The organism is Nocardia aegles (genome assembly GCF_052545135.1).
In genome coordinates this window covers 363,673-379,676 of record NZ_JBQWRI010000007.1, presented here as the reverse complement: position 1 = coordinate 379,676, position 16,004 = coordinate 363,673, and the positions used below count along the sequence as shown (strand labels likewise).

The window sequence follows — 16,004 nt, the reverse complement described above, 5'->3', positions numbered from 1 at the left end:
CGGAAGCCCGCCCCCCCCCAAAACGCGGGGGGGGGGGGGGGGGGCCGAAACGGGCGCGGGCACATTAGCCCCCAGGGCCGGGGGGGCGAGCCCCCCCCCGCCGGTTCGCGGCCTCGGCCCCCCCCCCCCCCCCCCCCGCCGCCCCCCCCGCGCGCCCCCCCCCCGGGTCCGTACGATTAGGCCAGCTCGCGCTGCAGATTGCCGAGCACCTCGGCCTGGATCTTCTTCAGGCCGAGCGGCGCGAAGATGCCCTCGAAGATGCCCGCGATGCCGCCCGCGCCCTTCCAGGTGGTGCGCAGCGTGATCCGCGAGCCCGCACCCTCCGGTGTGACGGTCCAGGTGTTGACCAAGCTCGAATTCGAGTCCCGTTCGGTGACAATGGAATCGGACACCGTGACGACCGCGTGCACATTACGCGAGCGCTTCTGGGTGGCCTGCAACGTCCATTCCGCGACGGTGCCCGCGCCCTTGCCGCCTTCGACCACCTTGTAGTCGCGGTAGTGCGACGAGAGGATGCGCGGGCGCACCGTGTCGTAGTCGGCGATGGCCTCCAGTGCGCGCTGCGGATCCGCCGCCACGTCGATCGAACTACTGGCGCTGACCTGTCCCACAATGAGCTCCTTGTCCGGATGTGGTATCTCGACGGATCTCCATCCTGCCCTGTCCGCGCCGGAGCGAAGTGGCGAGGGCGAAGCGTGTGGCGAACTTCTCCGAACGATTCGGTATTCCTTTTCGCAACATATGCGTGACATTTCTCCGTGACCGTGACCTCGCGGTGGCCCCGCCGAATAGTCCGTACTAGCGTCGAGGAGTGGCAGTGAGTCTGTTGGGGAAGGCCGGACCCGCACCGGCCGCACGCGAATCAGGATTTGCCGCGCATCGAGCGGGCGTGGACCGCCTTCTGGCGAGTTACCGCGCCATACCCGAGCACGCCAACGTCCGTTTGGCCAAGAAGACCTCGAATCTCTTCCGCGCCAGGGCCAAGAACACCGCACCCGGCCTCGACGTATCGGGGCTGACCAGGGTCATCGCGGTGGACCCGGTCGCGAAGACCGCCGACGTAGCGGGCATGACCACCTACGAGGAGCTGGTCGCGGCCACCCTGCCGTACGGGCTCGCGCCGCTGGTCGTTCCGCAACTGAAGACCATCACGCTGGGCGGCGCGGTCACCGGCCTCGGCATCGAGTCCACCTCCTTCCGCAGCGGTTTGCCGCACGAGTCGGTGCTGGAGATGGACGTGCTGACCGGCGCGGGCGAGATCCTCACCGCCACGCCGGACAACGAGCACGGCGATCTGTTCCGCGGCTTCCCGAATTCCTACGGCACGCTGGGCTACACGGTGCGGCTGAAGATCGAGCTGGAAGAAGTCCAGCCGTACGTCGCGCTGCGGCACCTGCGCTTCCGGGACCTGCGCGAACTGGAGGCCACCCTGGCGGCGATCGTCACCGATCGGGCCTACGCGGGCGAGCCGGTGGACTACCTGGACGGCGTCGTGTTCTCCGCCGCGGAGAGCTACCTGACGCTGGGCCGCCGGACCGACGAGCCCGGTCCGGTCAGCGACTACACCGGAATGGACATCTACTACCGGTCCATCCAGCACGACGGCGACACGCCCAAGCGCGATCGCCTGACCATCCACGACTACCTGTGGCGCTGGGACACCGACTGGTTCTGGTGCTCGCGCGCCTTCGGCGCGCAGAATCCGAAGATCCGCCGGTTCTGGCCGAAGCGTTACCGGCGCAGCAGCTTCTACTGGAAGCTGGTGGCGCTGGACCACAAGTACGACATCGGCGACAAGCTCGAGGCCCGAAAGGGTAATCCCCCGCGGGAACGGGTCGTGCAGGACATCGAGGTGCCGGTGGAGCGTACCGCCGACTTCGTGGAGTGGTTCCTGCGCGAGATCCCGATCGAACCGATCTGGCTGTGCCCGCTGCGATTGCGCGAGGCCGGCCGCACCGATCGACCCGACGGACGTGCCTGGCCGCTGTATCCCCTGGAGCCGGACCGGACCTACGTGAATGTCGGATTCTGGTCGGCCGTGCCCACCGTCCCCGGGCAGCGGGAGGGCGCGGCCAACCGCGCCATCGAACACAAGGTGACCGAATTCGACGGGCACAAGTCGCTGTACTCGGATTCCTTCTACGACAAAAATGAGTTCGCGGCGCTCTACGGCGGAAGCACCTACACCGAACTGAAAAAACGCTACGACCCGGACCAGCGCCTGCTGGATTTGTATTCGAAGGCGGTGCAACGTAAATGACGACATTCAAGGACCGTTCCGATGTCTTCGCCGATCTCGGGACCAAACTCAGCATTGCCGAGATCTTCGAGACCCTCGTCGAAGGCGAGGTCCCGATCCGGTTGACGGCCTACGACGGCAGCGCGACCGGACCGGAGGACTCGCAGTTCGCACTGGACATCCGGACCCCGCGTGGCATCAACTATCTGGCCACCGCCCCCGGTGACCTGGGCATGGCCCGCGCCTACATCGCAGGCGACATGGCCGCCAGCGGCGTGCACCCGGGTGATCCGTACGAGATCCTGAAGGCGATCGACGGGCTGAAGTTCCGCCGTCCGTCCGCGCTGGCCCTGGTGACCATAGCGCGCTCGCTGGGCTGGGAGCGGCTGAAGCCGGTCGCCCCGCCGCCGCAGGAGACGTTGCCGCGCTGGCGTCGGATCGCCTTCGAAGGCCTGCGCCACTCCAAGACCCGTGACGCCGAAGCCATCCACCACCACTACGACGTCTCGAACACCTTCTACGAGTACGTACTCGGTCCGTCGATGACCTACACCTGCGCTGCCTACGGCGACGAGAACTGGACGCTCGAGCAGGCGCAGGAGAACAAATACCGCTTGGTGTTCGAGAAGCTGCGCTTGCGGGAGGGCGACCGGCTGCTCGACATCGGCTGCGGATGGGGCGGCATGGTGCGCTACGCCGCCAAACGCGGCGTCAAGGTGATCGGCGCGACGCTCTCGGCCGAGCAGGCGGACTGGGCGCAGAAGAAGATCGCCGAGGAGGGGCTGGCCGAGCTCGCCGAGGTGCGGCATTCCGACTACCGCGACGTGCCGGAGGGCGAGTTCGACGCGGTGTCCTCGATCGGGCTCACCGAGCACATCGGGGTGCACAACTACCCGTACTACTTCGAGTACATCAAGAACAAGCTGCGCGACGGCGGCCTGTTCTTGAACCACTGCATCACCCGCCCGGACAACACCCGCACCACCAAGGCGGGCGATTTCATCGACCGCTACGTGTTTCCCGACGGCGAGCTGATCGGTTCCGGCCGGATCATCTCCGAGATCCAGAATGTCGGGCTCGAGGTGCTGCACGAGGAGAACTTGCGCGAGCACTACGCGCTGACCCTGCACGAATGGTGCAAGAACCTGGTCGCCAACTGGGACGCCTGCGTGGCGGAGGTCGGCGAGGGCACCGCGAAGGTGTGGGGGCTGTACATGGCGGGCTGCCGGCTCGGGTTCCAGCGCAACGTGGTTCAGCTGCATCAGGTGCTCGGCGTCAAGCTGCCCGCCGACGGCGACTGGACCGTACCGCTGCGCCCGTGGTGGCAGCCGTAGACCAGGTTCGTTCAGAAGGCCTTGCTGCCCGCCTCGTTCAGGAGTTCATCGAGGAACGAGGCGGGCAGTTCGACCTCGCCGACCTGGGCTGAGGCGGGCAGATCGGCGCGTAGCACGCGCAGGATGCCGACCACGCCGGGGCCCGCGTCCAGCAGCGGCCGGGTCCAACCGAGGTCGGCGCAGGCCGTGACCGCGGGCAACAGCAGATTGGTGGCCTCGCCCACCCAGCCCGCGGCAGCCAGGCATTCCGCGAGCAGCAGCGCGGCGTCCAGTTGGGCGCGCGGACGGTGCTTCTGCCGGGTGTGGTCGTACAGCGCGCGGGCGCGGCGCACCGCCCGGTCGTCGGAGCCGAGCCGGTGTTCGGCGAGCAGCGCGCGGATCGCGGCGAGCTCCTCGGCCTCGGCGGTGAGCAGGGCGGCGCCGGTCAGCCGATGCCCCGCTTCCAGCGGCGTGGATTCGCTGAGATCGGTGTACCGGCGATCCGCGGCCTCCAGCGGCATGCCGAGGCGCAGCCGTTCGGCCCTGATGTGCGCGGCCAACCGGGGCAACCGGTTGTCGGCGGCGATGCGCGCGCCCTCGTCCAGCCGCGTGGCCGCGGTGAACAGATCGCCCCCGACCGCCTTGACCCGGGCGCCGACCACGAAGGTGGAGATCAGGAAATCCACCGGCCCGACCCGCGTGACCAGCTCGTGGCTTTCGTCGAGCAGTCGATCGGCGGTGTCCAGATCGCCTCTGCGGTAGCTCATCTCGCCGAGCAGCGCCGCGGCCACGCGCACCGCGCGCGAGCGCGGTCCGGACCGCTCCCGTGCGCAGTCCCAGGCCTGCTGGAAACAGCGCGTGGCGGTGGCCGCGTCGAGTTGCTCATAGGCGGCCGCGCCCTGGCCGCAGCGGCCGAACACCAGGCCGAGCGGGTCTTTCGAGCGTTCGTGGTACTCCTCGGCCCACTCCTGGATCTTCCGCGCGCCCTCGAAGTCGAATCCGCACAGGCGCACGAAGGAGGTCAGGTTCGCCGCGGTCGAGACCGTCCACGCGGGCAGATCGTCCGGCTCGCGCAGGCAGTCCGCCACCCGATCCAGCACACCCTCGGTGTGGTCACGCGCGATCTGGTCCGACGCGGCGAGTACCGCCGCCTGGCAGCGCTGCGCGCGCACATCGGCGTCGCCGGTGGAACCCCGAGCCAGGATGTTGGACAGCCTGCCCAGCGCATTCCGTGCCGCGCCGGACTGCTGCAGGTCGACGTTCGCTCTGGCCACCGCTATCAGCAACTTCGAGCGCGATGCCACCTGCTGCATCGGCAGTTTCGACACGCTGCCCAGCAGCGTGGCGAGGCGGGAACCATCGATCAGATCCATCCCGCCGCTCTCGAGCAGGTCCAGCGCCATTTTCAGGTCGGTCGCGGCCAGTGCGTGGTCGACGGACTTGCGCAGCATCTGGTGTTCGGCATACCAGCGGGAAGCCCTGCGGTGCAGTGACTTCAGCTTCCCGGGGTGAACGCGGTCGAGCCGGGTCCGCAGATGCTCGGCGAACAGCGGCTGCATGCGGAACCACTCGGGGTCGTGCTCGATGCGCCGCAGGAACAGCTCGCGCTGCTCGGCCTGCTCGAGCAGCTGTTCGGCGTCCGGCTCCCCGGACAGCGCCGCGGCGAGCGAGCCGCACACCCGCTCGGTCACCGCGATCGACATCAGGAACTCGAGCATCTTCGGTGCCAAGGTGTCCAAGACGTTCTCGGCGAGGTATTGGCGGATGCCGTGGTCGCCCTCGGAGAGGGTGGCGATCAACTGAGCGGGATCGGCGTTGCCGCGTAAGGACAGGCCGACCAGCTGGATCGCGGCGGGCCAGCCGTCGGTGGCGGTGTGGATCTCGGTGACCTGCTCGGGCGTCAGGTCGAATCCGTTGCGTTCCACCAGAATCTGACGGGTTTCCGCTTCGGTGAGACGCAGCGCGGCCGAGCCGATCTCGACCAGTTCGTCGTGCACCCGCATCCGGCTGGTCGGCAGGCCGGACTGCTCACGGCTGGTCACGACGAAGCGCAGGTGGTGGCAGCAGTTGTCGAGCAGGGCCTCCATCGCGCGATGCGCGCCCATGTCGGTGATCCGCTGCCAATCCTCGACGATCACCACGACCGTCTTGCCCGCCGCGTGGATCTCGTCGATGAGGGTGGGGATCACGAACGCGGCGGCGTCGGCGGGCCGCTCCTCCAGCACCTGGTCCAGTCCGGCGCCGACGTCCGGATGCACCCGGCGGATGGCTTGGATCAGGTGGGCCAGCAACCAGATCTCGTTGTCGTCGTCCCGGTCGATACCGATCCAGGCGACCGCGACATCGCCCTCGGTGAGCTCGGCGCGCCACTGCGCGGCCAGCGTGCTCTTGCCGAAACCCGCGGGCGCGTGGATCACCGCCAGCCTGCGCCGCCCGCCCGCACGCAGGACCTCCAGCAGACGTGGCCGTACTATCGGCTCGCGCGTGGGCGTATGCGGGCGGAACTTCGTCACGGCCGTCGGCGGCGCCGTCGATACGGCCATCGGATGCTGCGAGACGGCGGGCCGTAGCGTCAGCGGCCAGCTGCGCCGCGCGGTGACCGCGGGAGCGGAACCCGTCCACGCCACCGTCTGTTCACCGGCGCCCGGGGTGGTCGATTCGGGCACCGGCGGGGTCTCCAGCAGCGCCATCTCGTCGGGCAACTGATCGTGGCCGCGCTGCACGGTGCGCAGCATCTCGCCGAACTCGTAGGCGCTGGCCGGGCGATCCCGCGGATTGGGGGACATGGCCTGTTCGATGACGGTGGCGACATCCGGCGGGATGTCCTGTTCGCGCAGATCGGGCACCGGCTGGGTGGTGATCCGCAGAAACTGCGCGACCACCCGCTCGCCCGCATGCCGCTCGAAGGCCGCGTGCCCGGTGAGCAAGGCGAACAGCGTCGAGCCGAGGCCGTAGACGTCGGACCGGATGGTCGGCTCGTCGCCTTTGAGGACCTCCGGCGCGGTGAACGCGGGCGAGCCGGTGATCATGCTGCTGGACGTGCGGAACCCGCCCGGGATGCGGGCGATGCCGAAATCCGTCAGTTGCGGCTCGCCGTAGCCGCTGAGCAGCACATTCGCCGGTTTCACGTCGCGGTGCAGAATCCGGGCGCGGTGCGCGCTCTCGATGGCGCCCGCCAGCTTGACTCCGGCTCGTAAGGAGTCCGCCCAGGTCAACGGGCCCTGATCACGAATCAGCTGCTCCAGCGATCCATGAGTGCAGTACGGCATGACGATGAGCGGCATTCCGGTTGCGGTCACGTCCACCTGGAGGATGTCGACGATGTTCGGGTGGCCGGACAGCTTGCCCATGGCTTGTTCCTCGCGCAGGAACCGTTCTCGGCTTTCCTGGTCGATCTCCGAGGAAAGCACCTTCACCGCGACCACGCGATCCAACGAGGTCTGGATACAGCGGTACACCACCCCGAATCCACCGCGGCCGATCTCCACCGCGCCGGACAGGCCCATCGCCTCCAGTTCGTCGGCGATGTCGACGGGCGTCTGCCGCTGTGTCTTCGCCTCGGCCGCAGGTAATTCCGGGCGCACCCGGCCCGAACGCGTCTGTGGATTCATGTGATCACCTCGAACACTCACATCGAATCGGCGACATCGGCGACCAACTCCGCGCCGACTCCCGGACGCCGTGCCCGGTATGCCTGCGCATACTCCAACGTAGCGCGGTGCGGTATCGCGCGTGTGACGTTTCCGAACCGGTCGGATGTGCCCGAGTCGGCGTGTTTCGCCGCGAAAAGGGCTCGCGCTCACCATTGCAGGTGTCGCTCGATTGTGATCATCGGTCGCCACGTCAGGTCCACAGGTGCGGATACCCGGAGTGACCGGCCATGATAAGTTACTTCTTGAGAGAACTTTCTTCGTTAACGAACTATCTTTAGATTAGCAGACATCAGCTGCGGAGGTATCCCCGTGTCGACATCCGAACCCGGCCAGGAGCCCGCGGCGCGCGGTCTCCGCTCGGACGCCCACGAGGTGTACCGGCGCTACCTGAGCGCGGTCATGCTGCACGGACAAGCCGGGGCGCGGGCGGTCGATCTGGGCGCCACCGATCTCTACGCGCTCAACATCCTCGAACTAGCCGGACCGATGACGCCGGGCGAACTCGGCGCGCGCAGCGGCCTGACCACCGGCCCGACCACCCGGCTGATCGACCGCCTGGAAGACGCGGGCTATGTTCGCCGCGCGCCGGTCCCGGGCGACCGCCGCAAGGTGATCGTCGAATTGATCGGCAAGCCCGCCGATCTCGACGAGATGCTCGCCCCGGCGCGGCAGCGCATCGCCGAGATCATCGGCGGCTACCCACCCGAGCAGCGCGAGGTGCTGTTCGACTACTTCACCAGGGCGGCCGCCGCGTACCAGGCCGCCGCCGAGGAGCTGCGTCCCACAGATTAGGCGTACCTCCGCCTTCGCTCCGGCCATGCGCGGGGCTAAGGACGGACTACGTCCGGCTGCGCCCGTTATGCGTACCTCCGCCTTCGCTCCGGCCATGCGCGGGGTTGACGACGGACTACGTCCGGCGGCGCCTATTATGCGTACCTCCGCCTTCGCTCCGGCCATGCGCGGGGTTGACGACGGACCACGTCCGACCGCACCCATCAGGCGTACCTCCGCCTTCGCTCCGGCCATGCGCGGGCTAAGGACGGACTGCGTCCGGCTGCGCCCGTTATGCGTACCTCCGCCTTCGCTCCGGCCATGCGCGGGGCTGAGGACGGACTGCGTCCGACCGCACCCATTAAGCGACGGCGAGGGCGATGATCTGGGTGATCTGGCGGCTGTCGAAATTGTCGTCGCTGACCAGCACCAAGCTCCGCTCGCCGGAGGGCAGGCGGGGACCCCAGGTCATGCCCTCCACGTTGTCGACGGCGGTGAGCCCGACGTCGTCGAGATCCACCAGCAGCCGCTTGGTCACCGGGCGCGCTGCGCCGATCGGGGCATCGAGGATGTTGGTCGCGGCGCTCAGGTCGGCCTCGTAGACGCGGATCTTGGTGGACGTGCCCGGTGAGAAGGACCGTTCCAGCACAAGAAGTTTCGTGGGGTCGAGTGGATCGGCGGCGAGCATGGAAGCGATCCCGTTCGCGCCGCGGCCGGGCTCCGGCCGCGACTCGGCGAAGACCGGGTCCAGCGGATATGCGTACTGGGCCAGCAGCGGCCCGGATCGAGCTTGGACGGTGATTCGCGTGAGCGTCCCGCTCGTCGTGGTCGCCGGTGGCCCGTCCGGCAGCAGCGGCCCTTCCGTGGCCGTGGCGAACAACGCGCCGCCCGCGAGGAAAGTCGCGGCCTCCAGCGCCTGATTCTGCCGGGGGCCGGAGCCGGGGCGCATCCGTTCGTTCTCCGGGATCGGCAGCTCACCGGCGTAGGAGCCGTCCGGGTGCGCGATCCGTATCGACGGGTCTTGCAGCACGGCGCCGTCCCGCTCGCCTTCTTGGGTCCAGTAGTAGTCGCCGGTCCACGGGTCCATCCGGATTTCCTCCGGGTCCACCGACATCGGCGCGTAGGGCGCGCCCGCCGCGGTCAGCAGCGGTCGCGTGCCGGTGAAGGTTACCGGTCCGACTCCGCGCTCGCCGACCTCGAACCGCGCGGTGTAGTACCGCGCGGGGTTCTTGTTCGATCGGTCGTCACTGATCAGCACGAATTCACCGGTTCGCGCCGAGTAATCGATCCCGGACAGGCCTCCCACGGTGGTGCCCGCGAAGTCCAGGCCCGATGCGACGACTTGTTCGCCCAGCAAGCGCACCGATGGCGCTGCCGCCACCGGATCGGCGACCGCCACCGGGGCCGATGCGAGCGCGAGGGCGCAACTGGCGATCAGAACATGGCGACTACGTCTCGACACGGCTGCCAACCTAGCGCGCTGAACGGACGCGAAGGTGAACCGGACGGAAACCGGCGGAAGCCCGCCACCGCGAAAAGCGGTGGCGGGCTTGGCCGTCGCATTACGGCGCGAGACTACTTACGCAGCGAGGCCGGGAGCTCGAAGCGCTCGCCGTAGGTCTTGGCGAGGTAATCGGCGCGCTCCACGAAGGCCTCCTGGCCACCCGGGTAACCGACGATGAACTGGTGCACACCACCGGTCCAGGCCGGGTAGCCGATGCCGAAGATCGAGCCGATGTTCGCGTCGGCGGTGGAGGTGAGCACGCCCTCGTCGAAGCACTTCTGGGTCTCGATCGCCTCCGCGAACAGCATGCGGTCGATCAGATCCTGGAGCGGGACACCGAAGTCCGCCGTGGTCTTGAAGTGCTCACGCAGACCCGGCCACAGCCCGGTGCGCTTACCGTTCTCGTCGTACTCGTAGAAGCCCGCCTTCTCCAGGCGGCCCGGACGGCCTTCGGCCACCATGTAGTCGATGACGTCCAGCGCCGGATGCCGCTTGGCGCCGAGGGTGGTGTCGCCGGACCGGGCGGCCTCTTCGGTCTCCTTGGCCACCTTCAGCATCAGCTTCATGTTCAGCTCGTCCGACAGCTGCAGCGGCGCGGCCGGGTAGCCCGCCTGCAGACCGGCTTGCTCGATGGTGGCGGGCTCGATGCCCTCCTGCAGCATGGTGATCGCCTCGTTGACGAAGGTACCGATCACGCGGGAGGTGAAGAAGCCGCGGCTGTCGTTGACCACGATCGGGGTCTTCTTGATCGCGAGGGTGTAGTCGAACACCCGGGCCAGCGCCTCGTCCGAGGTCTTCTCACCCTTGATGATCTCCACCAGCGGCATCTTGTCGACCGGCGAGAAGAAGTGGATGCCGATGAAGTCCCCCTGGCGCTTCACCCCGGTCGCCAGACCGGTGATCGGCAGGGTGGAGGTGTTGGAACCCAGCAGCGCGTCGGGGGTGACGATGTCCTCGATCTCCTGGAACACCTTGTGCTTGAGCTCGGTGTTCTCGAAGACGGCCTCGATGACGAAGTCGACGCCGGCGAAGTCGGCCGCGTCCGCGGTCGGCTTGATCCGGTCCAGCAGCGCCTTGGACTTCTCCTCGGTGGTCTTGCCGCGGGAGAGGGCCTTCTCCTCCAGCTTCACCGAGTAGCCCTTGCCACGCTCGGCCGCCTCGATCGAGACGTCCTTCAGCACGACCTCGTAGCCCGCCTTCGCGGAGACGTACGCGATGCCGGCGCCCATCATGCCCGCGCCGAGCACGCCGACCTTCTTGATCTCCTTCTTCGGCACATCCTTCGGACGCGAGCCGCCGCTGTTGATCGTCTGGAGGTCGAAGAAGAACGCCTGCATCATGTTCTTCGCGACCGGGCCGGTGAGCAGGTGCACGAAGTAGCGGGATTCGATCACCGACGCGTTGTCGATGTCGACCTGTGAGCCCTCGACCGCGGCGGCCATGATCGCGCGCGGCGCGGGCATGTTCGCCCCCTTGAGCTGCTTGCGCAGGTTCGCCGGGAACGCGGGCAGGTTGGCCGCGAAGGCCGGGGAGGACGGGGTGCCGCCGGGGATCTTGAAGCCCTTCTTGTCCCACGGCTGCACGCCGGCCTCGGGATTGGCCTTGATCCACGCCTTGGCGGCGGGAACCAGTTCCTCGACCGAGCCGACCAGCTCGTCGACCAGGCCGATCTCCTTGGCCTTGGCCGGCTTGTTGCGCTGCCCCTGCAGCAGCACCTGCATCAGGGCGTTCTGCAGGCCCAGCATGCGCACGGTGCGGACGATGCCGCCGCCCCCGGGCAGCAGGCCGAGGGTGACCTCCGGCAGGCCGATCTGCGAACCCGGCACGTCCGCCGCGATGCGGTGGTGGGTGGCCAGCGCGATCTCCAGGCCGCCGCCGAGCGCCGCGCCGTTGATGGCGGCGACGACCGGCTTGCCCAGCTGCTCCAGGCGACGCAGGGCGCCCTTGATCTCGGTGACCTCCGCGACCAACGCCGGGGCGTCGTTCGGGCCGACCGCCAGCATGTTCTTGAGGTCGCCGCCCGCGAAGAAGGTCTTCTTCGCGGAGGTCAGGACGACACCGGTGATGTTGTCCCTCTCCGCCTCCAGCCGGTCGACGGTGGCGGTCATCGAGTTCTTGTACAGCTCGTTCATCGTGTTGGCGCCCTGGTTCGGGTCGTCCATCGTCAGCACGACGATGCCGTCCGAATCCTGCTCCCAACCGATCATGTTGGTTTCGCTCACAGCTCTGTGTCTCCTCAGTGCATTGGCGGCGTTCGCGGCCCTACGTGGTTACGCAGGCTGCCGCCTCCGGGCCTGACGCTCACGCCGCGTGAATTCTCAGCTGTCGGTTGGGTATCAGACCCGCTCGATGATGGTGGCCACGCCCATGCCGCCGCCGATGCACAGCGTGATCAGCGCGTAGCGGCCGTTGCGGCGCTCCAGCTCGTCGACCATGGTTCCGGTGATCATCGCGCCGGTCGCGCCCAGCGGGTGGCCCATCGCGATCGCGCCGCCGTTGACGTTCAGCTTCTCGTCCGGGATGTTCAGGTCCTTCTGGAACTTCAGCACCACGGAGGCGAACGCCTCGTTGATCTCGACCAGGTCGATGTCGTCGAGGGTCAGGCCCGCCTTGGCCAGCACCTTCTTGGCGGCCGGGGTCGGGCCGGTGAGCATGATGGTGGAGTCGGCGCCGCTGGTGGCGGTCGCGACGACGCGCGCACGCGGGGTCAGGCCGGAGGCCTTGCCCGCCTCCTCCGAGCCCACGAGCACCAGCGCGGCGCCGTCGACGATGCCGGAGCTGTTGCCGCCGTGGTGCACGTGGTTGATCTTCTCGACGAAGTGGAACTTCTGCAGCGCCACCGCGTCGAAGCCACCCATCTCACCGATCACCGCGAAGGACGGCTGCAGCTTGGCCAGGTCCTCGGCGGTGGTGCCGGGGCGCATGTGCTCGTCCTTGTCCAGCACGACGATGCCGTTCAGGTCCTTGACCGGGACGATCGACTTGGCGAAGTAGCCGCCGGTGGTGGCCTTGGCGGCCAGCTCCTGCGAGCGCACCGCGTAAGCGTCCACGTCGTCACGGCTGAAGCCTTCGATGGTGGCGATCAGGTCGGCGGAGACGCCCTGCGGGACGAAGTAGGTGTCGTAGTTGGTGGCCGGGTCCAGCGCCCAGGCGCCGCCGTCGGAGCCCATCGGCACCCGCGACATGGATTCGACGCCACCGGCGATGACCAGGTCGTCGAAGCCGGAGCGGACCTTCTGGGCAGCGAGGTTGACCGCCTCGAGGCCGGAGGCGCAGAACCGGTTGAGCTGGAATCCGCCGACGGTGTCGGGCAGCCCGGACACGGTGACCGCGGTGCGCGCGATGTCGGCGCCCTGGTCGCCGATGGGCATGACCACGCCGAGGATGAGGTCGGAGATCCGGTCCTCGTCGAGGTTCGGGAAGCGGCCGCGCAGCTCCTGGATCAGACCGACAGTCAGGTCGATCGGCTTGACCGAGTGCAGCGAGCCGTTCTTCTTGCCACGGCCGCGCGGGGTGCGGATGGCCTCGTAAATGTAGGCCTCTGTGGTCATGGAGATTCCTTCCTCAATGTGCGGCGGCCGGACTCTCGTCCGTCCGAGCGCTGGGTGTGCGGCGACACCGCGGGTGCGGCGTGGCTGCGACTGACCTCGCCGACCGGCCTTGCGGCCGACCGTTCCTAACGCTGTACAAAACAAGGCAGACAAGGCCGTATACGGCCCGATCGCCCGTGCGCCTGGGCATACCATAGAACGTCGGCGCGCCGAAGCTCCCGGTTACCCGTCCATTCTACCGTCGACTGCGAACTCCGGTTAACTTAACGTTGTGAGAGCGGTGGTTGTCAACCATCCAATCGAGTGGCACCCAGCTCACTCTTCAGCAAATCGAGGGCGACCTCGTCCGGGTCGCGACGGTCGCCCGGAGCCACCGGATCGGCCGCGGCGGCCATCATCTCCTGCTCCTCTTCGGGGGTCGAGGCGGGAACGACTCGGGCTCGATCCCAGTCGAGGTCGGCCGCCGCGTCGTCCGCACTCGGCCCGGCGTCATAGCGCGGATAGTCCGCGGGGCCGGGGTCATCGGGTAGGTCGGGGTAGTCGGGCGGCGGGATATCGTCGTCGGCCGGGTACGGGCGCTGGTCGGCTCCACCGGCCCGCGGACGCGCCGCACCGCCCGGCTTGTCGGCGTTCACGTTCTTCGCCCGGCTCGGGCGGGAGAAGCGCGGAGCGGCCGAACCGCGGCTCGCGGCGTCGCCGGATTCACGTCCCGGCTGATTGCCCGCCTGCCCGCGGGTCCGGTTCGCGGCACCACCCGATCGCGGCGCCGGGGCAGCTCGTGGCGCCGCGCCGGCCGCTTCCCAGCGCACCTCGTGGTCGCGGCCGAGCACCGCCCGCACCGCCGACCGCACCGCCGCCAGATTGCGCGGATCGGACAGGCGCTGGGCCAGCGGCGCGTGCTGGTGTGCGAAGACGATGACCTCGCCCTCCACCCGAGCGACCGACGCACCGGCGAGCATCGCCTGCACGGCCGCCCCGAACTCACGCACTTTGGCGCGAATGTCCGCCCAGGATGCTTCTACTTCGCGCAGTAGATCACCGCCGGCAACGGGGGCAGGACCGGCGGCGGGCTCCGGCGCGGACGGGTGTTCAGCCCGCGCGTCGGCCGTCCCGATCGCCGAAAAACTCGGCTCGGCCGCGCTCGCCCCACCCGCCGACAGCACCCCTGCCGAGCCACTGCCGGACACCGCGGCAGAGTCCGGATCGTGAACCGGAGCAACCGGATCCGTCCCGGCTTCCGACCCCACATCCGACACCATCGACGCGGTGGACGGCTCACCACCAGCGGGCACGGGCCGACGTCCACCGCCCGCGGACTCCCTGCCACCGGCCGCAGACTCCCCGCCACCGGCCGCGGGGCCGCCCTCCGGCACGGCGAGACCGGAGCCCGCCGGACCGCCGGACGAACTGCGCCCCGGCCCGTTACCGATCTGCGCTGAGCGATCACCGGATTCGGCGTCAGCGGACGGTCCCACGGCGGACCCCGGCCCCTTGGGACCACCGATCTGCGCCGGACCGCTCGCGGGAGTGGCGTCACCGGCAGCAGCGTCCTCCGGGCGGCCACGGTTCTCTCGGCGCATCGCGGCCAGCGCTTCGGCACCCCGCCGACGAGGCGGGTCCGACGGCGAACCAGCAGCCGCCGACGGCGCGGGAGCGGGCGCGGATGACGCGGCGGGAGCCGGAACGAAGGAACCACCGGCCAGACCACGCTCGAGCCGTTCCAACCGTTGCAGGGTGGCGGATTCCGCATCGGACACCGAGGGCAGCAACATGCGCGCGCAGACGACTTCGAGCAGCAGCCGCGGCGCCGTCGCACCGCGCATCTCCCCGAGACCTTCGTGCAGCAGTTCGGCGTAGCGGGTCAAGGTGGCCGAACCCAATCGCTCGGCCTGGTCGCGCATCCGGTCGAGCACGTCGCCCGGCCCGGTGACCAAACCGCGTTCGGTGGCGTCGGGCACCGCCCGCAGGAGGATCAGATCGCGGAAGCGATCGAGCAGGTCGACGGCGAAACGACGCGGATCGTGTCCCGCCTCCATCACCCGGTCGACGGTGCCGAACAGCGCGGCGCCGTCGTCGGCGGCCAGCGCCTCGACCGCGTCATCGATCAGCGCCACGTCGGTGACACCGAGCAGCGAGACCGCGCGGGCATATGTGACACCCTCGGCGCCCGCGCCGGCCAGCAGCTGATCCAGCACGCTCAGGCTGTCGCGCGGCGAGCCGCCGCCCGCGCGAATCACCAAGGGGTACACCGCTTCTTCGACCGCCACGTGCTCCTGCTCGCAGATCCGCCCGAGCAGTACGCGCATGGTGGCGGGCGGCAGCAGCCGGAACGGATAGTGATGCGTGCGCGAACGGATGGTCGGCAGCACCTTGTCGGGCTCGGTGGTCGCGAAGATGAAGATCAGGTGAGCCGGCGGCTCCTCGACGATCTTGAGCAGCGCGTTGAATCCCGCGGTGGTCACCATGTGCGCCTCGTCGACGATGAACACGCGGTACCTGGACTCCGCCGGTGCGTAGAAAGCGCGGTCCCGCAGTTCCCTGGTGTCGTCGACACCGCCGTGGCTCGCGGCGTCGAGTTCGATGACGTCCAGATTGCCGGGGCCGCCCGGCCCGAGCGCTACACAGGACGGGCAGGTGCCGCACGGCGTCGATGTGGGCCCCTCCACGCAGTTCAACGATCGGGCGAGGATACGCGCGGACGACGTCTTGCCGCAGCCGCGCGGACCGGAGAACAGATAGGCATGACTTATCCGCCCCGTGTCGAGCGCGGTACTCAGCGGGTCGGTGACGTGCTCCTGACCCACCACCTCAGCGAACGTTGCCGGTCGGTACTTCCGGTACAGAGCCACGGCCAGAGGTTACCGGCGACCACCGACACCGCACATTCCCGCCTACCGCCCGGTCGGCGACCAGGACCGGGCAATATATGTGATTCAAGTCACAACATACAGCGATCCTTCTTCGGCGGCCGAC

The 16,004-nt window shown here is 68.7% G+C and carries 9 protein-coding genes; 3 read left to right on the top strand and 6 right to left on the bottom strand.

The window, feature by feature from the left end; translation table 11 throughout:
• Nucleotides 1-176 precede the first annotated feature (176 nt).
• Nucleotides 177-611 (bottom strand): SRPBCC family protein, encoded by a 435-nt coding sequence (locus ACT89H_RS21300; RefSeq protein WP_445110365.1) that lies wholly within the window; start codon nucleotides 609-611, stop codon nucleotides 177-179.
• Nucleotides 612-817: 206 nt separating this feature from the next.
• Between ACT89H_RS21300 and ACT89H_RS21295 the strand changes: the two genes are divergently transcribed.
• Both ACT89H_RS21295 and ACT89H_RS21290 read left to right on the top strand, forming a co-directional pair.
• Complete coding sequence (locus ACT89H_RS21295) at nucleotides 818-2,260, top strand: FAD-binding oxidoreductase (RefSeq protein ID WP_445110364.1); 1,443 nt, start codon at nucleotides 818-820, stop codon at nucleotides 2,258-2,260.
• Complete coding sequence (locus ACT89H_RS21290; RefSeq protein ID WP_445110363.1) at nucleotides 2,257-3,573, top strand: class I SAM-dependent methyltransferase; 1,317 nt, start codon at nucleotides 2,257-2,259, stop codon at nucleotides 3,571-3,573. The genes ACT89H_RS21295 and ACT89H_RS21290 overlap by 4 nt, the downstream gene beginning before the upstream one ends.
• A gap of 11 nt (nucleotides 3,574-3,584) precedes the next feature.
• On the opposite strand, the gene ACT89H_RS21285 is transcribed toward ACT89H_RS21290, so the two are convergent.
• Complete coding sequence (locus ACT89H_RS21285; protein WP_445110362.1) at nucleotides 3,585-7,163, bottom strand: protein kinase domain-containing protein; 3,579 nt, start codon at nucleotides 7,161-7,163, stop codon at nucleotides 3,585-3,587.
• Between the two features lie 351 nt (nucleotides 7,164-7,514).
• Here ACT89H_RS21285 and ACT89H_RS21280 point away from each other — a divergent pair, with 351 nt between their 5' ends.
• Entirely contained in the window at nucleotides 7,515-7,997 is a 483-nt protein-coding gene (locus ACT89H_RS21280; protein ID WP_445110361.1) for a MarR family winged helix-turn-helix transcriptional regulator, read from the top strand.
• A 340-nt stretch (nucleotides 7,998-8,337) separates the two neighbouring features.
• On the opposite strand, the gene ACT89H_RS21275 is transcribed toward ACT89H_RS21280, so the two are convergent.
• The 4 genes from ACT89H_RS21275 to ACT89H_RS21260 all read right to left on the bottom strand — a co-directional run bounded on the left by ACT89H_RS21275 (nucleotide 8,338) and on the right by ACT89H_RS21260 (nucleotide 15,880).
• Nucleotides 8,338-9,438 carry an esterase-like activity of phytase family protein gene (locus ACT89H_RS21275; protein WP_445110360.1) on the bottom strand — a complete coding sequence of 367 codons (1,101 nt, stop codon included), beginning with the start codon at nucleotides 9,436-9,438 and terminating at the stop codon, nucleotides 8,338-8,340.
• Between the two features lie 113 nt (nucleotides 9,439-9,551).
• On the bottom strand, nucleotides 9,552-11,702 hold the full coding sequence (locus ACT89H_RS21270; RefSeq protein ID WP_445110359.1) for a 3-hydroxyacyl-CoA dehydrogenase NAD-binding domain-containing protein: 2,151 nt from the start codon (nucleotides 11,700-11,702) through the stop codon (nucleotides 9,552-9,554).
• A gap of 114 nt (nucleotides 11,703-11,816) precedes the next feature.
• On the bottom strand, nucleotides 11,817-13,031 hold the full coding sequence (locus tag ACT89H_RS21265) for an acetyl-CoA C-acetyltransferase (protein WP_445110358.1): 1,215 nt from the start codon (nucleotides 13,029-13,031) through the stop codon (nucleotides 11,817-11,819).
• A 287-nt stretch (nucleotides 13,032-13,318) separates the two neighbouring features.
• On the bottom strand, nucleotides 13,319-15,880 hold the full coding sequence (locus tag ACT89H_RS21260; protein ID WP_445110357.1) for a DNA polymerase III subunit gamma and tau: 2,562 nt from the start codon (nucleotides 15,878-15,880) through the stop codon (nucleotides 13,319-13,321).
• Between the last annotated feature and the right edge of the window lie 124 nt (nucleotides 15,881-16,004).

Excerpts from the sequence above, each read along its gene's own strand:
- ACT89H_RS21265 (WP_445110358.1), bottom strand. The coding sequence starts at position 13,031 with ATGACCACAGAGGCCTACATTTACGAGGCCATCCGCACCCCGCGCGGC.
- ACT89H_RS21290 (WP_445110363.1), top strand. The coding sequence starts at position 2,257 with ATGACGACATTCAAGGACCGTTCCGATGTCTTCGCCGATCTCGGGACC.
- ACT89H_RS21285 (WP_445110362.1), bottom strand. The coding sequence starts at position 7,163 with ATGAATCCACAGACGCGTTCGGGCCGGGTGCGCCCGGAATTACCTGCG.